Consider the following 17983-nt stretch of genomic DNA (forward strand, 5'->3'; position numbering starts at 1 on the left):
TTATAAGAATTTATTTTCCACCAATATCCAAAGTCTCTGTGCATATTCATCCACCTTATTCCATTTTCTTTCGTAATACAGATCGCTGAGATATTCTTTGGCTTCTTCCAGTGTTTTGAATTGATTCAGCTGATATACCGTATCGTTAAGATCAGACTGGCTTCCTTCAAAAAGCATTTTAGAGAATGCAATTCTGTCATTCAGATCCAGCTTAAATTCCGGCTTCTGCTTTTCTGCTTCCATAAAATGAGTAGGAATGTTGGATTTCAGAATACTTCCGGTATCTTCCTTCACAATAACAGGTTCTTTTTCCAGAGGAATATCTCTTTCCAGAGGGTCATCATCAAAAAGTGACTGAACAGCTTTCAATCCTTTGATATTGGCTAATTTTATTTTTTTCTCCTGATGATATTCGTCTAAGTTTTCAAAGCTTTCATCAGAACGGTGCTTTTCAGTATCTTCAGGAACAGGTTTATCAATTTCCACAATTTTTCTTCGGTCGTAGACTTCTGCAAGAATACTTTCTTCTTTTGTGTCTTCTTCTGAATGGTCATTTTTTATCTCGCTCAGAATATTTTCCACATTGGAAGTTTCTGTAGCCAACTCTCCCTGTTCTATTGAGACGTTCGAAACAATGAACTGTTCTTCATTTTCTTCAATCAGTATTTCATCTTCCAGGGTTTCGGCGTCAAAAATACTTGGAATGGTTTCTGTCACCTGTGTTTTGGTGTCATTTACCACGGCAAAATCAGTTTCTTTTTTAGCTTCGGGTTCAGGGATTTCCTCTTCCTCTATTTCGGTAAGCTGATTGCTGAAAACCGTTTCTTCTTCAGTTACTTCATGATAAAACAGGTCCTCATTAAGATCTTCATCCGAATCCGGTGTAGATTCAGCAAGAATTTTATCTTCATCTACAAAATTCAGAACAGCCTTCTCCTGTGCAGTAATTTCCGTTTCATCAATTTCATTGAGTTGGTTGTTAAAAGCAGCTTCTTCTTCCAGTGATTCCTGATCAGAAGTTTGTTTCTGAAGAATCTCAGGCGTTTTTTCAGTATAGCTTTCTTCTACAAAACTTACGATATTTTCATGGAATTCATTTTCAACAATTTCATTGAGCTGATTATTAAAAACAGCTTCTTCTTCAGATCTGTCCGAAAAAATTTCATTTTCATCTATTTCGTTCAGTTCATTATTGAAAATAGCTTCCTCTTCCGTTACTTCATTGGTATCATGATGTTCCGTTTCTCCTGTTGCAAAGGAGTCATATTTGTTCTCCTGATTCTGCTCCGGATTATCTGCTACAAAGTATTCAATATTTTTTTCCAGCAGTTTCAAAAAAGAAATCCTGTTAGCAAGCTCATCCACAAGATCTTGCTTAGAAAGTAATTCGTCTATATGACTTATTTTGTCCAGATTATCAATGATATTCATGGATTCAAAAAAAATCTTTTCCTTTAAATCTTGGATATTCTGCATAATAAGATTCTTATTAAAATTGCTTACTTTTGATGTTAAAAATATACGGCTAATTTAACAAATGTTTTTAGAAAATACAATTAATCATTCCAAACAAAGCGGTTGGATGGAAGTGATTTGCGGCTCTATGTTTTCCGGTAAAACAGAGGAACTTATCCGCAGATTGCGAAGAGCAGAAATGGCAGGACAGAATGTGGAAATTTTTAAACCCAAACTGGATGTACGGTATTCTGAAGAGGACGTGGTTTCTCATAATCAGAATAAAATACGCAGTACTGCAGTAGAAAATCCGAATGAAATTCTTCTGCTGGCTTCTAATTGTGATGTGGTAGGAATTGATGAAGCTCAGTTTTTCGATGAAAGTATTGTTGATATTGCCAATCAGTTGGCCAACAGTGGTATCAGAGTGGTAATTGCAGGATTGGATATGGACTTTCTGGGCCGTCCGTTCGGGCCAATGCCTAATCTGATGGCTACAGCCGAATATGTTACAAAAGTGCATGCTATTTGTAAGAGAACGGGTAATCTTGCCAACTATTCCATGAGAATTTCCCAGGGGGATAATCTGGTGGAATTGGGAGAAACTGAAAGCTATGAAGCAGTAAGCCGCCGTGTTTTTATTGATGAAGTACTTTCAAAAAGAAAATAAACGGGAGACAAGCAAGTAAAATTACTGTTTGCATCAAACCATAAAAATATATTCACTTAATTTAAAATGAAAAGCGGAAAAGCTCTGTAAAATATTTAAAAAGGAAACACCAGATGATGTTATAAATCTTAGCCCTTTTACTATTTTACCTTTTTGCGGTTTCGCTCAAAATAAAGCAGAAAGGGTACCAATGAACTATACAGTACAACACATTGCAGAGATCACCAATGCACAGGTTATTGGAGACGGAAATTTACTGATTAAAAATATAGCGTATGACAGCAGGATTATTTATGCTATCAAAAATACAGCCTTTATCGCGATCAACACCCATAAAAATTCCGGTGAAAAATTTATTGAATCTGCAATAGACAGAGGTATCAAAGTCATTATTTCCGAACACCATTATCCTGAGTTTGAGAATATAACCTGGATCATTGTTGAAAATTCAGTAGCGTTTCTCCAAAAATTAGCAAAATATCATTTCGAAAATTCTCATTTACAGTCTGTCGGAATCACCGGAAGTAATGGTAAAACGATTTTGAAAGAATGGTTATACCAATGTCTGTGGAATGAATTCCCTACTGTAAAAAGTCCAAAAAGTTTCAATTCTCAGATTGGATTGCCCTTGTCTCTTCTTCAGATCAACAATTCCCATCAGCTGGGAATCTTTGAAGTGGGAATTTCGAAACCGCATGAAATGGAAAAGCTTGAAAATATTTTCCACCCTCAGATCGGATTACTGACTCACATAGGAACAGCCCATGCCGCCAACTTTTCATCTGAAGAAGAATTGATTGATGAAAAAATCAGACTTTTTAAAAATTCTGAAGTAATCATTTATAATGGAGACCATACTCTGGTTGATCAGAAAATTAAAAAATCCTATTCTGATAAAAAATTAATTGCTTATGGTTTCAAAAAAGAGAACCAGGTTTTCATCAGCAGCAATATTTCCAGAGATGAAAATATAGTTGTTGATTATTTTGGCGAAGAAATCAGTTTTCCGGCCCATCAGAGAGACGAAGCGACGTTAACCAACGCTATGGCGCTTATCACAGTCCTCAAGGAACTGAATATCGAAAATAAAAAGATCGTCGAAAAAATCAATCTTTTAAAGGCCGTTGAAATGAGGCTTGAAGCAATCGAAGGAATTAAAGGAAATATTATCATCAACGATTCTTTTAATCTTGACCTCGATTCTTTAAGAACTGCCCTGCAGTTTTTGAATGAGTATAATAAATCTAAAAAATCGCTGGTCTTAACTGACATTGTAGGAGTGAGCACCAACGCTAAAGAATTATACGAAGAAGTTTCTGAGCTGGTGAACGAGCAGAATTTCGATTCGCTATTTCTGATCGGTGATGAAATTTCAAAATATAGTGAATTATTTAAATCTAAAACATATACTTTCATTGACACCAAAGAGCTTATTGAAAGTAAATACCTTACTGAATTAGAAAATCAGATCATTTTACTGAAAGGGGCCAGAAAGTTTGAGATCGAAAAGCTTAAAGATATTCTTGAACTTAGAAAACATGATACAGTACTGGAAGTTAACCTCAATGCAATTCTTCATAATATTAACTATCATAAATCTCTCCTGAAACCGGGAACTAAAATGATGGCGATGGTAAAAGCCAATGCTTACGGACTGGGAAGTTTTGAAGTTTCTGAATTTCTGCAGCACCATCATATCGATTATCTTGGCGTGGCTTATGCAGACGAAGGAGTAGAACTGAGAAAAAAAGGAATCACTACCCCGATTATTGTGATGAATCCTGAACAGCACAGCTATCAAACCATTATTGAATATAATCTGGAACCTGAAATTTACAGCTTCAGGGTATTGGATCTTTTCTATGAGGCAGTTCAGAAATCCGGATATGATAAGAAATATCCTATTCATATCAAACTGGAAACAGGAATGCACCGACTTGGTTTTAAAGATTTTGAACTGGATCAGTTAAGCGAAACTTTAAGCCATATCAATGTAAAAGTACAAAGTATATTCAGTCATCTCTCTTCATCTGATATGCCTGAAGAAAAAGAATTCACTTTGAAACAGCTGAATTTTTTCGAAAAAAATTCCAGTTACCTTATCGAGAAATTAGGTTACACCCCTATCCGTCATATCCTGAATTCTTCCGGAATAACGAGTTACACAGATCACCAGTATGATATGGTAAGAATTGGTATAGGAATGCTTGGAGAATCGGCCGATCCTGAAATTCAGAAGCAACTACGTTCCGTGGTAAGCTTTAAAACCGTAATTTCACAGATATCAACGGTAGAAGACGGTGAATCTGTAGGCTACAGCAGAAGATACAAGGCAGATCATCCCACAAGAATTGCAACCATTCCGGTAGGATATGCAGACGGAATTCCGAGACTGATAGGAAACCAGGTAGGAAACGTCGGAGTAAACAAAACACTGGCACCTATCGTTGGAAATATCTGTATGGATATGATGATGATCAATATTGATCATATCCCAAATGTAAAGGAAGGCGATACAGTAACTGTTTTCAACGCTCACCCTAGTTTAAAAGAATTCGCAGGATACTGCAAAACGATAACTTATGAAGTTTTAACCTCCATTTCGCCCCGGGTGAAGAGGATTTATATAAAAGATTAACGATGAAAAAACTCCTGATTCTACTTTTCATATTCCCACTGTTATTGATCCATTCTCAGGTAAAAAAAGATCTGGTGATTCCGAAAAACGCAAAGATAGGTCTGTCGCTTGCCGGCGGTGGAGCTAAAGGTTTTTCACATGTCGGAGTTCTTAAAGTATTGGATTCATTGGGAGTGAAAGTAGATTATATTTCAGGAACCAGTATGGGAGCCATCGTTGGCGGACTGTATGCTGCCGGTTATTCAGGAAAAGAAATAGAAAAAATAGTCATGGATACAGACTTCTATTCACTGATTATGGATCCAAAGTCACGTCAGGAAGCAAGTTTTTTCAACAAGTCCGTAGACAAATATCTTTTATCCATTCCACTAAAAAACGGTAAAATCAACCTGCCCTCTTCTATAAGCACCGGCCAGAGAAATGTTTATCTGCTAAAAGAGCTTTTTAAAAATGTTTCCAATATAGAAGATTTTTCCAAAATGCCTATTCCCTTTTTATGTGTTGCTACCAATCTTGAAAGTGGCAATATGCAGATTTTTGAAAAGGGAGATCTCGTACAGTCAATCATGGCGAGTTCTGCTTTTCCTTCTTTAATGGATCCGGTAAAAATTGGTGACAGTATTTATATTGATGGGGCTATGACGGTAAACTATCCTTCAAAGCCATTAAAAGACAAAGGAATCGATATCGTCATCGGAGTGGACCTTAACCAGGATCTTTCAAAAAGAGAGGATTTAAACAATATTATAGCCATCCTGAACCAGGTTATTGATTTTGGAATAAAAAGAGATACCAGAAGGCAGTATAAATATACAGACATCAATATCAAACCCAATCTTAAAGGAATGTCTGCTACAAGCTATGATGATAAAAAGAAAATTCTGGACAGTGGCTACGTGGAAGGCCTGAAATACTCTCAGATACTGGATCAGCTGCCAAAGCGACCTTTTGAACGTCTCAGACAACAAATAAACCCGATATACTCCAATGTATATAAGATAGACAGCATTTCTATTGAAGGAAGCAAAATCTACGGTAAGAACTATACACTGGGAAAAATGGGGCTGCGTCTCCCCTCTCTGCAGACTTATGGAAGCATCAATAAAATGATCGATAAGCTGGTTGCTACGAATAACTACCGTTTTATTAACTATGATATCGTTCAGCAGAATGATGCCAACTATCTGAAGCTTTATGTCACTGAAGATGATGCGCGACATTTTCTAAAATTCGGGTTGCATTATGATGAAGTTTTCAAAACCGGGCTTCTTTTAAATTATTCTGCCAAACGACTTTTATTCAAAAATTCAAATCTCTCCCTGGATGTTGTTGTTGGAGACCGCCTGAGATATTATCTGAATTATTTTATCGATAACGGCTATATCCCGGGATTTGGTATTTATTCATCAGGAATGAGCTTTGATTTGAAGAATGTAGATAATTATGTAGTTGACCGATGGGAATGGTTAAGAAATGAAGCCTATATACAGTCCATATGGAAGGATAAATTCGCTATTGGAGGTGGTATCAGCCACGATTATTTTAAAGCAGAAAACACCAATGGAGACAACAGACGTTACAGCCGTTTTCTGAACCCTTACATCTTTATTAAAACCGATACACAAGATGATAAAGAATTTCCGACAAAAGGGGTATATTTTGCTGCAGAAGGAAAAGTAATAGACCTTTTAAAATCTGAAGTAGATAAAAGGATTGTTCAGATAAAAGCAGATCTAAAGGTCAATATACCGCTTGGTAAACAATTTACTTACCGTCTTAATATTTTTGGAGGAGTTACAATTGGTGAAAACCTTCCACCCTACTACCAATATCGATTAGGCGGAATTTTTGAACAGAACCTTATTAATTTCAAAAGCTTCGGGGGATTCTATTTTGCCCAGCTCTATACCAATAATGTAATACTGGCATCCAACGATATCCAGTTTAAATTCAATAAAAACTATTTTATCAGTGGAAACTTCAGCTTTGCCAACCTGTCAAACGATATCAAGTTTGAAGATGCAGTTAAAGTAAATTATAGTTCACTGGGAATAACGGCAGGTTACAAATCTCCTTTCGGGCAGATAAAAGTAAACTTCAGCCACTCACTTAAAAATAACCAAAAAGGTATATTCAGTGTTATTTTAGGACACTGGTTTTAAAAAAATGATACAGTTCTTTTATGAAAACTTGCCAGAATCGGTAAGTACAGATTACAAAAAATGGCTGGAAGATCTTATTCTTTCAGAAGGAAAAAAACTAGGAGAAATCAATTACATTTTCTGTGATGACGAATATCTTCTTAAGATCAATCAGGATTATTTGCAGCATGATTATTATACAGATATCATCACTTTTGATTATGTAAAAGGAAAGACAATAAGCGCTGAGATTTTCGTATCTTTGCAGCGCATTTCTGATAACGCCTCTACCCTTTCCCGAGATTATGAAGAAGAATTGAGAAGGGTTTTAGCCCACGGAATTTTACATCTCGCAGGCTATAAAGACAAGACGGAAGAGGAAGAAAAAGAGATGCGGAGAATGGAAGATCTGTACCTGGATAAATACAGAGATTTAAAGTTTTAAAATTGAACAATCACTTAAAGTCCCATATCTAAAGTACTCAATTCTAGCAATAATATACATTTATCTAGAGTGTATTCTCCAAAAATGTTTCACGTGAAACATTGGTTATAAAGATAAGGTTTAAAGCTTAAAACAAGCGATATAAAATGATTTCAGAAATATATGATGTGATCGTAGTAGGTGCAGGACATGCAGGTTGTGAAGCGGCGGCAGCGGCGGCCAACCTCGGTTCAAAAACATTACTGATCACAATGAATATGCAGACCATCGGACAGATGAGCTGCAACCCGGCAATGGGCGGAATCGCAAAAGGACAGATCGTAAGAGAGATTGACGCAATGGGAGGATACTCCGGAATTGTAGCAGACAAATCTGCTATCCAATTCAAAATGCTCAATCTTTCAAAAGGTCCTGCGATGTGGTCTCCGAGAACCCAAAATGACAGAATGCTTTTTGCTGAAGAATGGCGATTGGCATTAGAGAATACCCCCAATCTTGATTTCTTTCAGGATATGGTGAAACAGCTGATTGTTGAAAATAATAAAGTAACCGGCGTTGTTACTTCTTTAGGAATTGAGATCAAAGGAAGATCTGTAGTTCTTACTAACGGAACTTTCCTTAATGGATTAATTCACGTTGGAGATAAACAATTAGGCGGAGGAAGAATGGGTGAACCGAGAGCATTTGGAATTACAGAACAATTGGTCACTTTAGGTTTCGAAGCAGGAAGAATGAAAACCGGTACTCCACCAAGAGTAGATGGAAGAAGTTTGGATTATTCAAAAATGGAAGAACAGAAAGGAGATGAAAATCCACAAAAGTTCAGCTATCTTGATACACCAAAACTTACAAAACAATTAAGCTGTCATATCGTATATACCAATGAAACGGTACACGATATTTTAAGAGAGGGCTTTGACAGAAGCCCTATGTTCAATGGTACAATTCAAAGCTTAGGTCCAAGATACTGTCCAAGTATTGAAGATAAGATCAATCGTTTTGCTGAAAGAAACAGACATCAGCTTTTCGTAGAACCGGAAGGATGGAAAACTGTTGAAATCTATGTAAACGGGTTCAGTTCTTCTCTGCCAGAGGATGTACAGATTAAAGCAATGAAACATATACCGGGATTTGAAAACGTAAAAGTATTCCGTCCGGGCTATGCCATCGAATATGATTACTTCCCCCCTACCCAATTAAAGCATACACTTGAAACAAAAATAATTGATAATTTATATTTCGCCGGCCAGATCAATGGAACAACGGGATATGAAGAAGCAGCAGGACAAGGGTTAATTGCAGGGATCAATGCCCACAATAAAGTACACGAAAAAGGAGAATTCATTCTAAACAGAGATGAAGCCTATATCGGAGTATTAATTGATGACTTGATTACCAAAGGGACTGAAGAGCCTTACAGAATGTTTACTTCCCGAGCAGAATACAGACTTCTTCTAAGACAGGACAATGCAGATATCCGACTGACAGAAAAAGCCTTCCAATTAGGATTAGCAAAAGAAGACAGATTAAGACGAGTAGAAACAAAAGTATCTGAAAGCCAATCACTTGAAGAATTTCTTCGGGAAACTTCTTTAAAACCAGGCATTATCAACCCAATCCTTGAATCTATTGAAAGCAGTCCGGTAGATCAGGCATACAGAGCAGCACAGATTCTTACCAGACCTAATATGACATTAGAAAAACTGGATGAGATTGATTTTATTAAAGAAGTCTCTACCCAATATAATGATGAAGTAAGAGAACAGGCAGAGATTAATATCAAATATAAAGGATATATCGAAAAAGAAAAAGAGAACGTAGCCAAGCTAAACCGTCTGGAAAACATCAAAATTCCGGAAGATTTCGATTATACAAAACTTTCCAGCCTTTCGGCAGAAGCAAAGCAGAAGATGTCTAATGTACGTCCTAAAACTATTGCCCAAGCAGGAAGAATAAGTGGGGTTTCACCTGCCGATATCAACGTTTTATTAGTATATCTGGGACGTTAAAAAGAATGTTTCACGTGGAACATTAAAAATAAAAGTAAAAAATTAAGGTATTTATAAGCTAGTTTAGAATACCTTAATTTTTATATTAAAAAGATATTTACTTCAATGAAAATAAAAGATCATTTTCTTTCACAGGAAATATTTGAAATTCAGGAAACGGAAACTAAAGGAGTTTTCAAGACCTCCCCTATCCCATCTGATATTTCCAGATATTATGAAAGCGAAGATTACATTTCTCATCATCAGGATTCAGGAAGTCTGAAAGAAAAACTGTATAAATTCCTTCAGTCTTTCAATCTGCAATACAAAAAAAATATACTGGTAGACAGAATCAAAAAGGGATCAAAAGTACTTGATTATGGATGCGGTGCCGGAGAGTTTGTAAAATATATAGAGAATGATTTTGAAACTTTCGGCTTTGAACCGGATGCAGATGCAAGAAAAGCAGCACTGGGGAAAATAACAAAAGCTTCAATTATAGATGACATTCATAAGATTGAAGAACACAGCCTGGATGCCATTACACTTTGGCATGTATTTGAGCATATTGAAAATCAGGATGAGATGCTGAAGATCTTCCATACAAAATTAAAAGAAAAAGGATTGCTTGTTATTGCCGTTCCCAATCCTACTTCATATGATGCAAAACATTATAAAGAATATTGGGCGGCTTATGATGTACCAAGGCACATCTATCACTTTTCAAAAAATGGTATGGAAAATTTAATTTCTAAAAACCGGGACTGGAAAATGAGAAAGATCAAACCATTGGTCCTTGACTCATACTACATTTCTATGTTGAGCGAAAAATACAAAAAATCACCTTTATTTTGGCTAAAAGCTGTTGTTTACGGAACGATTTCTAACGTAAAAGCTTTATTTTCGGCTGAATTTTCAAGTTTGATATATATTATCGAAAAAAGATAGAAAGTCGATTTTAGAGCCATTTCTGAAGGTCGATTTTTAACACTTTCATAGAAAAAAATAAGTTGATCAGAAACTATATAGATATTCAAATCAAAAAAATTTAAATGGTCAGTTTACTTCTAAATAATTTCACAGAAACTAAGTGAATGAAAAAAATTAAGACTCCCCTACTCCATCTTTACCTATTTATAAAAAATTTGAAATGCCCTCAAATTATAATTCTCAAAATAATTTTTATCAAGTTTTTAAATACAAAAGAATTTGACAGCAAATGAAAATTGACGAAGTAAAAAAGATTCAAATATTGATCTAAAAATATAGCACTTAGAAAACAAAAAAAATTTAATCATCAAATCAATTCTAAGTTTAAACGGAAAATATATAAAAATTTATCTAAAAATTCATAACTTATTCATTCAATGGTATTTAATGAGTAAAACAAACAAAAATAAAAAAACAAAAAATTAGCTTATTTATTGATATTCAACAAAATACATCGTATTCATACATATATGAAATAAAATAAAACCTTTAAGCCGAATTTTAAAAAAGAAAAATAGCCATAAAATCTCTCCTGAAAGATAAAATTTCAGAAACAAAAAATAGAAACATAAAATTTAAGATTATGCTTAAAAAAATAGAAATCAGGGAAAAATACTTCGATTTATATAGAATATTTTGTATGAATTAATTCAAATATAAACCCAGATTTTCTATAAAACATACTCCAAAATTATCTGGAAAAGATCACCAGAACTTACAATAAATTCAAAATCTCAGCACTGAAAAAAGAATCAATTCTATCAAAAATTCAGAATAAAAAGCTAAAATAAAATCTTAAATAACGTACAAATTTAAGGGCAGATTCTAAATAGAGATTTTTGAAAAACTTAAGTAACTGAAAGAGAATTCAACACGAAAACACATAACTATAAGTTATATCTAAATTTCTTTGAGGATGCAGATCAATACAGAATATTCTAGTAAATTCAAAAAGAAAAAAAGCCTGCTAATTATATTAGCAGGCTTTAAAATATTACTTATTTTTCTCTTAATTGTTGATCGCAGCTACCCCTGGCAACTCAAGTCCTTCAAGACTTTCAAGCATTGCTCCACCTCCGGTAGAAACATAACTTACCTGATCAGCATATCCGAATTGCTTAACAAAAGCAACACTGTCACCACCCCCAACTAAAGAGAAGGCACCAAGTCTTGTTGCTTCTGCGATACTATCGCCTAACGCTACAGTACCACCGGCAAAGTTTGACATTTCAAAAACTCCAATCGGACCATTCCAAAGAATAGTTCTTGAATTTAACAATACATCGTTGAACTGATCTCTCGACTTATGACCGGCATCAAGTCCCATCCATCCTTCAGGGATAGCATAGATATCAGCTTCTTTTCTTTCCGCATCATTACTGAAGCTTTCTGCAATGATAGTATCAGAAGGAAGGTAAACTTTCACCTTATGCTCTTTAGCTTTTCCTAAAATTTCAAGAGCTAAAGGAAGCTTATCCTCCTCAACAAGAGAATTACCGATTTTTCCACCAAGAGCCTTAATAAAGGTAAATGCCATACCTCCTCCAATAATCAGATTGTCAACTGCAGGAAGAATATTTTCTATAATGGTAATTTTAGTTGAAACTTTAGACCCTCCCAGAATAGCGGTAACAGGTCTCTCACCACTTTTTAACACTTTATCAATAGCCTCAAGTTCTTTAGCCATTAACAAACCGAAATATTTAGTTGATTGGAAATATTGAGCAATGACTGCCGTAGAAGCATGAGCTCTGTGTGCCGTTCCAAATGCATCATTCACATAAGCATCTCCAAGCTTGGAAAGCTTTTCTGCAAACGCAGCATCTCCTTTCTCTTCTTCATTATGAAAACGTACATTTTCCAATAATAAGATCTCACCAGGTTTTAATTCAGCAGCAGCCTGCTCTGCTTTCTCTCCTATACATTCATCAACAAACTTTACCTCCTGTCCTAAAACATGAGAAACTTCGCCAACAATATGTTTAAGTGAAAATTCATCTTTAACCTCCCCCTTAGGCCTTCCAAGGTGTGTGATCAAAATGACAGAACCGCCATCATTAAGGATTTTCTCTACTGTAGGTTTCACAGCAACAATTCTTGTATTGTCTGTCACCTTCAGCTGGTCGTCCTGAGGAACATTGAAGTCCACTCTTACCAGTGCCTTCTTATCTTTAAAATTAAAATCATTGATTGTTTTCATAAATAGATTTATTTTTTCTAAGTCCTGTGAAACCGCCATACCCAATCTGTTTTCATTTTCAGCAAATCCGGCAGGAACAATTTCATAAATTTCATTCAATTTTTGTTTCACAAATGTAAGGTTTTAAACTTTTTCAACAGATTGATTAAAATAAAAGTTTTCAAAAACTTTCCCCGAACCCAATCATCCACTAATCAACAATTTCTTCTTTCTTAAAAAAAATAATAATGTAGTTGTTGTTATGTATTGTTAGTTTCGGGGATAAGTTTTAAGGTAAAAATTGATAACATTCAACTTTTATTGAATTCATATTTAATTCACAATATAAATCCTTGTAAACCCGCTATTTCACACACTTATTAACAAATGTTGATAACTTTGAATAGAACAGATTATTAGTTATTTTGTTATGGAAAAATCTGGGGATAGCTGAAGAAAACATCTGGAAAGTTGTGGTAAAAAATTGCTGAAAGCTTTTCCATTACGAAATAAATTGATCTTTAAAAATAGAAAGTTGAGAAAAGTTTTCCACAGTTATTCACATTGCTTTTCACAATTAACTCCCGCTTTACTAACACGAATTGTTATTATTCTTACCTTTGTCATGAAATAGAATCTAATAAAGCTTAATAAGAGTATTATGAAAAGAAAAATTGCTATCGCAGCGGACCATGCAGGCTATGAATATAAGGAGATTGTTAAAAACTATCTTTCAGAAAGGTTTGAAGTTCAGGATTTTGGCACGTTTTCCACAGAGAGTGTGGATTATCCGGACTTTGTACACCCTGCTGCAGCTTCTGTGGAAAACGGAGAAAATGAGCTGGGAATTTTGTTCTGTGGAAGCGGAAACGGAGTTCAGATCACGGCCAACAAACATCAGAAAATAAGATGTGCATTGTGCTGGATGCCGGAGATTGCAACACTGGCAAGACAGCATAATGATGCCAACATGATTTCAATACCGGCAAGATTTATATCAAAAGAACTGGCGATTGAAATAGCAGATAAATTTCTTTCAACCGATTTCGAAGGAGGAAGACACCAGAACAGAGTTGACAAAATCGCAGTTTGCTAAAATAGAATAAGGCTTGTAAATCTCATTACAAGCCTTATTTATTTTTTATTCGTACATTTGCAGTGTCCAATAGAAATTATACTCTATTATTCTCCAAAGCCTTTCTTATATTTGAAACATATTTAATAAAAGGTTTTTCTCTTTTCTTCTCCAGAATTGTATTAAATTTATACAAAACTAAAGCTCCCGTTGTAAGCAAACTGAAAGATGACTTCTGAGTTGATACGGAATGAATCTATTGATGAAATTGAATAACCTTATAAAGGAATGGATAAGGAAGATTTAGAAAAAGGTTTTACTTGTATTAAGACCAAAACAATTAAAAAAGAAAATTAACATGCCAAAAAAAAGAAAATATATAAGTCATAAAAATGATTTAAAACTGATGGAGATCGGAAGACTGATCCTTCGTTTTATGAATGCTAATTCATCAAAAATTTATAATTATAAGCAGATCGCTGACGGAATAGATTACAAAAATCCAAGACAAAGGGAACTTGTAATTCAGGCGTTACATAAGCTTCAGGCTTCTGAAAAAATCAAAGAAGTGGAGCGTGGAAAATATATTGTCAACCTGAAAATAGCAGGAACATTAACCGGAGTAATCGACTTTAACCAAAGCGGAAATGCTTACGTAAGTGTGGAAGGAATGGAAGACGATATCTTCATTCATGCCAAAAATGTAAAGGATGCACTGCAAGGTGATAAGGTTCTTATTATAACTTATCATTATAAAGGAAAGAAACTGGAAGGCTCAGTTCTTGAAGTTCTGGAACGCACCAGAACAGAATTTGTAGGGACCTTTCAGAAGGTAGCTCATAAAGATTTTGGATTCGTTGTTTGTGATAAAAAATCTATCAATACAGATATCTTTATTCCAAAGACAAAATTCAATAATGCTGAAGATGGAGATAAGGTCGTTGTGAAAATGACAGAATGGAAACCAGGGGATAAAAATCCGGAAGGTGAGATCATCCAGGTGCTGGGAGCGCCTGGTGAACATGAAACCGAGATCCACTCTATTCTTGCAGAATATGGTTTGCCTTATGAATTTCCACAGGAGGTAGAAGCAGATGCTGATAAAATTGACAGAAGTATTACGGATGAAGAAGTTGCCAAGCGATGGGATATGCGTAATATATGCACATTTACGATTGACCCTAAGGATGCGAAGGATTTTGATGATGCATTATCGATAAGAAAATTAGAAAACGGAAACTGGGAAATCGGGGTTCACATCGCAGATGTTTCTCACTATGTCGTTCCGGGAACTATCCTAGATGATGAAGCGTATCAGCGGGCTACTTCCGTATACCTTGTAGACAGGGTTGTTCCGATGCTGCCTGAGGTGTTGAGTAATGATGTATGTTCCCTTCGTCCCAACGAAGACAAATATACTTTTTCAGCTGTTTTTGAACTGAATGATCAGGCGGAAATCCAGAAACAGTGGTTTGGAAGAACAGTGATCCACTCAGACAGAAGATTTACCTATGAAGAGGCTCAGGAACGTATAGAAACCGGAAAGGGAGATCTGGCGGAAGAGATCAATACGCTTGATAAGCTGGCAAAAATCATGCGTAATGAACGTATCAGAAAAGGGGCTATTACTTTCGACAGAAGTGAAGTAAGATTTAACCTGGATGAAAATAATGAACCGGTTGGGGTTTATTTTAAAATAAGTAAAGATTCCAATCACCTGATCGAAGAATTCATGCTTTTAGCTAACAAAAAAGTTTCGGAATTCGTATCGCTGACAAGGAAAGGTGAAATCACCAATAATACATTTATTTACAGGGTTCACGACGATCCGGATCCTGCAAAACTGGAATCTCTGAGAGACTTTGTAGCTACTTTCGGATATAAAATGAATCTTGCCAATACCAAAAAAGTGGCTGAATCTCTGAATAAGCTTCTTCATGATGTAAAAGGTAAAGGTGAAGAAAATATGATCGAAACGCTGGCCATGAGAAGTATGAGTAAAGCGGTATACTCTACAGAACCTATCGGGCACTACGGATTAGGATTTGAATACTACAGCCACTTCACCTCTCCTATCCGTCGTTATCCGGATTTATTGGCCCATCGTCTTCTTCAGCATTATCTGGATGGTGGAAAATCTCCAAACAGAGGTGAGCTTGAAGAAAAGGCAAAACACTGCAGTGCCATGGAAAGACTGGCCGCAGATGCGGAAAGGGATTCTATCAAATACATGCAGGTAAAATTCATGGAAAAACATTTGGGAGAAACTTTCAAAGGTGTGATTTCCGGTGTGGCAGAATTCGGATTCTGGGTTGAAATCCCGGAAAACGGAGCGGAAGGTCTGATCAAACTGAGAGATCTTGTTGATGATTCGTACATGTTTGACGCCAAAACACATGCTGTATATGGAGTGAGACATGGTAATAAATACCAGTTGGGAGACGAAGTTCAGATTAAAGTGGTGAAAGCCAATCTGATTCAGAAGCAGCTGGATTTCCAGATTGTGAAGTAAATGATGTTTTCAAAGTCTATAAATAAAAAGGCTGATTGTTCAATAACGATCAGCCTTTTGTTTTTTCAGATTTAGAGTTTTCTAATATGCCTCCCTCTCCTATTTCTTGAAATTTTTACATTAAAGTCTGATTAAAATCCACTTGATAAATCACAAGTTTATTGAATAATTAAATCATAAAGTATAACTTTGTATTAAACGAAATGAATTTTTTTCATTTTAAAATACCACTTAATGTTTGAACTTGTACTATCTGCCATCATATTAGGATTTATGCTGAGCCTGGTTTTTATAGGACCTATATTTTTCCTGTTAATTGAAACCAGCTTTTCCAGAGGCCCCAGACATGCCCTATCACTGGACCTAGGTGTTATCACAGCAGATTTATTATGCATTGTGGCAGCATATTATGCCAGTACAGACATTGTAACATTAATAGATAAGCATCCCGGTTTTTACAGAATCACTTCCATTCTTATTTTTATCTATGGGATCGTGATGTTGGTTACCAAGACCAAGATGCATATGCCTGGAGAGGAAAAGATCATTGGCCAAAATTATATCAAGACATTTTTCAATGGTTTTTTCTTTAATCTTCTCAATGTTGGGGTCATCCTTTTCTGGCTGGTAACGGTAATTTCCGTAAGGAATCAATATCCGGACACCAGCAGTTTTATTTTATACATTGGGATCGTTCTGGCCACTTACCTTTCTATAGATCTTGCCAAGATATTCCTTGCCAAGCAGTTTCATGATAAATTGACACAAAAACTGGCTAATCAGATCAGAAGAGTGGTTGGCTGTATTCTTATCATCTTCAGCTTCTTTATTTTCCTGCAGAGTTTCAAAAAGTTCAATCAGTTTGACAGACAGCTGGAGGAAGCCGAAAAAAAAGAAGTAAAATATCAAAAAACAAAATGAAAAAAATGATCTTTCCGAAGTCTCTTAAAAAGGGAGACAAAATAGCTGTTATTTCCCCTGCCGGAGCGGTAGATACCTCTCAATTGGAAAAGGGAATAGAAATGATTAAAAGCAGAGGTTTTGAACCCGTTCCGGGGGAACATCTTTACACTAAATTTTCAAACGGATACAATTATGCCGGAACAGAAAAGGAAAGAATTAAAGATATTAACTGGGCTTTAAATGATAAAGAAATAAAAGCCGTGTGGGCCTCCAGAGGAGGCTATGGATGCCAGCACCTGATACAGCATCTGAAAATGAAGGACTTTACAGAAAATCCGAAATGGTATATCGGGTATTCTGATAACACCGTTATACAAAGTTATCTGCTGAAAAAAGGTTTTGTTTCTATACATGGGCAGACCATCAAAACATCTAGTTTTGGAGTCACAGGTGAAAGTTATGATCTGATTTTTGACATCCTGAAGGGAAAAATGCCAAAATACAGCTTAAAATCCCATCCGTTGAATAAAGAAGGGTATATTAAAGGAGAACTGATCGGAGGTAATTTAGCCCTTATTTATGCCCTTTTGGGAACCCAATATTCTTTCGACTTTAAGGACAAAATTCTTTTCATCGAAGATATCGGAGAAAACTTCTATGCCCTGGATCGGATGATCATGAGCCTGGAGCTGGCGGGAGTTTTCAAGAAAATCAAAGGACTCATTGTAGGAGGTATGACCAATATGGGAGATGAAAAAGAAAACAAAAACTACGAAGAAAGCTTTGATGAGTTTGCTTACAAGCTGATTTCTGACAGAATCTCAAGATATAAATTTCCTGTGGTATTTGCTTTCCCGAACGGACACATTAAAGACAACCGCCCATTGATTATCGGAAGTGAAGTTAAAGTAAAGATTGATACTAAAGTAAAGGTAGAGTTTTAAAATAATCATACTACTACCCTATTTCTTAATTTCTAAATACTAA

At 35.6% G+C, this 17983-nt stretch carries 12 protein-coding genes; 10 read left to right on the forward strand and 2 right to left on the reverse strand.

Annotated elements, in window-relative coordinates; genetic code table 11:
* Entirely contained in the window at positions 1-1476 is a 1476-nt protein-coding gene (locus CRS_RS08230) for a hypothetical protein (protein ID WP_142723576.1), read from the reverse strand.
* Between the two features lie 61 nt (positions 1477-1537).
* On the opposite strand from CRS_RS08230, the gene CRS_RS08235 reads away from it, so the two are divergent.
* From CRS_RS08235 to CRS_RS08260, 6 genes are all read left to right on the forward strand, one after another.
* Positions 1538-2125, forward strand: a complete 588-nt coding sequence (locus CRS_RS08235; RefSeq protein WP_002982051.1) for a thymidine kinase — start codon at positions 1538-1540, stop codon at positions 2123-2125.
* A 190-nt stretch (positions 2126-2315) separates the two neighbouring features.
* A complete protein-coding gene (locus tag CRS_RS08240; protein ID WP_142723577.1) occupies positions 2316-4763 on the forward strand; it encodes a bifunctional UDP-N-acetylmuramoyl-tripeptide:D-alanyl-D-alanine ligase/alanine racemase in 2448 nt (815 codons plus the stop codon).
* A 2-nt stretch (positions 4764-4765) separates the two neighbouring features.
* Positions 4766-6925, forward strand: a complete 2160-nt coding sequence (locus CRS_RS08245; RefSeq protein ID WP_142723578.1) for a patatin-like phospholipase family protein — start codon at positions 4766-4768, stop codon at positions 6923-6925.
* Between the two features lie 4 nt (positions 6926-6929).
* A complete protein-coding gene (gene ybeY / locus CRS_RS08250; protein WP_034694045.1) occupies positions 6930-7349 on the forward strand; it encodes an rRNA maturation RNase YbeY in 420 nt (139 codons plus the stop codon).
* Between the two features lie 146 nt (positions 7350-7495).
* Positions 7496-9358, forward strand: coding sequence for a tRNA uridine-5-carboxymethylaminomethyl(34) synthesis enzyme MnmG (gene mnmG, locus CRS_RS08255; RefSeq protein ID WP_142723579.1), 1863 nt, complete (start codon positions 7496-7498; stop codon positions 9356-9358).
* A gap of 105 nt (positions 9359-9463) precedes the next feature.
* Positions 9464-10285 carry a class I SAM-dependent methyltransferase gene (locus CRS_RS08260; protein WP_142723580.1) on the forward strand — a complete coding sequence of 274 codons (822 nt, stop codon included), beginning with the start codon at positions 9464-9466 and terminating at the stop codon, positions 10283-10285.
* Positions 10286-11336: 1051 nt separating this feature from the next.
* Here the strand turns inward: CRS_RS08260 and pgk are convergent.
* A complete protein-coding gene (pgk, locus tag CRS_RS08265) occupies positions 11337-12527 on the reverse strand; it encodes a phosphoglycerate kinase (RefSeq protein WP_142723706.1) in 1191 nt (396 codons plus the stop codon).
* 640 nt (positions 12528-13167) lie between these two features.
* Here pgk and rpiB point away from each other — a divergent pair.
* From rpiB to CRS_RS08285, 4 genes are all read left to right on the forward strand, one after another.
* Positions 13168-13602, forward strand: a complete 435-nt coding sequence (gene rpiB, locus CRS_RS08270) for a ribose 5-phosphate isomerase B (RefSeq protein WP_142723581.1) — start codon at positions 13168-13170, stop codon at positions 13600-13602.
* Positions 13603-13939: 337 nt separating this feature from the next.
* On the forward strand, positions 13940-16093 hold the full coding sequence (gene rnr, locus CRS_RS08275; RefSeq protein ID WP_142723582.1) for a ribonuclease R: 2154 nt from the start codon (positions 13940-13942) through the stop codon (positions 16091-16093).
* A gap of 234 nt (positions 16094-16327) precedes the next feature.
* Positions 16328-17014: a LysE family translocator gene (locus CRS_RS08280; protein WP_142723583.1), complete on the forward strand. Its 687-nt coding sequence runs from the start codon at positions 16328-16330 to the stop codon at positions 17012-17014.
* A complete protein-coding gene (locus tag CRS_RS08285) occupies positions 17011-17940 on the forward strand; it encodes an LD-carboxypeptidase (RefSeq protein WP_142723584.1) in 930 nt (309 codons plus the stop codon). The genes CRS_RS08280 and CRS_RS08285 overlap by 4 nt, the downstream gene beginning before the upstream one ends.
* The last annotated feature ends 43 nt before the right edge of the window (positions 17941-17983 follow it).

The sequence above is a fragment of the Chryseobacterium sp. ON_d1 genome (assembly GCF_006829085.1).
GTDB lineage: Bacteria > Bacteroidota > Bacteroidia > Flavobacteriales > Weeksellaceae > Chryseobacterium.

Coding starts and splice junctions, on each gene's coding strand:
- CRS_RS08230 (WP_142723576.1), bottom strand. CDS start 1,476: ATGCAGAATATCCAAGATTTAAAGGAAAAGATTTTTTTTGAATCCATG.
- CRS_RS08235 (WP_002982051.1), top strand. CDS start 1,538: ATGTTTTTAGAAAATACAATTAATCATTCCAAACAAAGCGGTTGGATG.
- CRS_RS08240 (WP_142723577.1), top strand. CDS start 2,316: ATGAACTATACAGTACAACACATTGCAGAGATCACCAATGCACAGGTT.
- CRS_RS08245 (WP_142723578.1), top strand. CDS start 4,766: ATGAAAAAACTCCTGATTCTACTTTTCATATTCCCACTGTTATTGATC.
- ybeY (WP_034694045.1), top strand. CDS start 6,930: ATGATACAGTTCTTTTATGAAAACTTGCCAGAATCGGTAAGTACAGAT.
- mnmG (WP_142723579.1), top strand. CDS start 7,496: ATGATTTCAGAAATATATGATGTGATCGTAGTAGGTGCAGGACATGCA.
- CRS_RS08260 (WP_142723580.1), top strand. CDS start 9,464: ATGAAAATAAAAGATCATTTTCTTTCACAGGAAATATTTGAAATTCAG.
- pgk (WP_142723706.1), bottom strand. CDS start 12,527: ATGAAAACAATCAATGATTTTAATTTTAAAGATAAGAAGGCACTGGTA.
- rpiB (WP_142723581.1), top strand. CDS start 13,168: ATGAAAAGAAAAATTGCTATCGCAGCGGACCATGCAGGCTATGAATAT.
- rnr (WP_142723582.1), top strand. CDS start 13,940: ATGCCAAAAAAAAGAAAATATATAAGTCATAAAAATGATTTAAAACTG.
- CRS_RS08280 (WP_142723583.1), top strand. CDS start 16,328: ATGTTTGAACTTGTACTATCTGCCATCATATTAGGATTTATGCTGAGC.
- CRS_RS08285 (WP_142723584.1), top strand. CDS start 17,011: ATGAAAAAAATGATCTTTCCGAAGTCTCTTAAAAAGGGAGACAAAATA.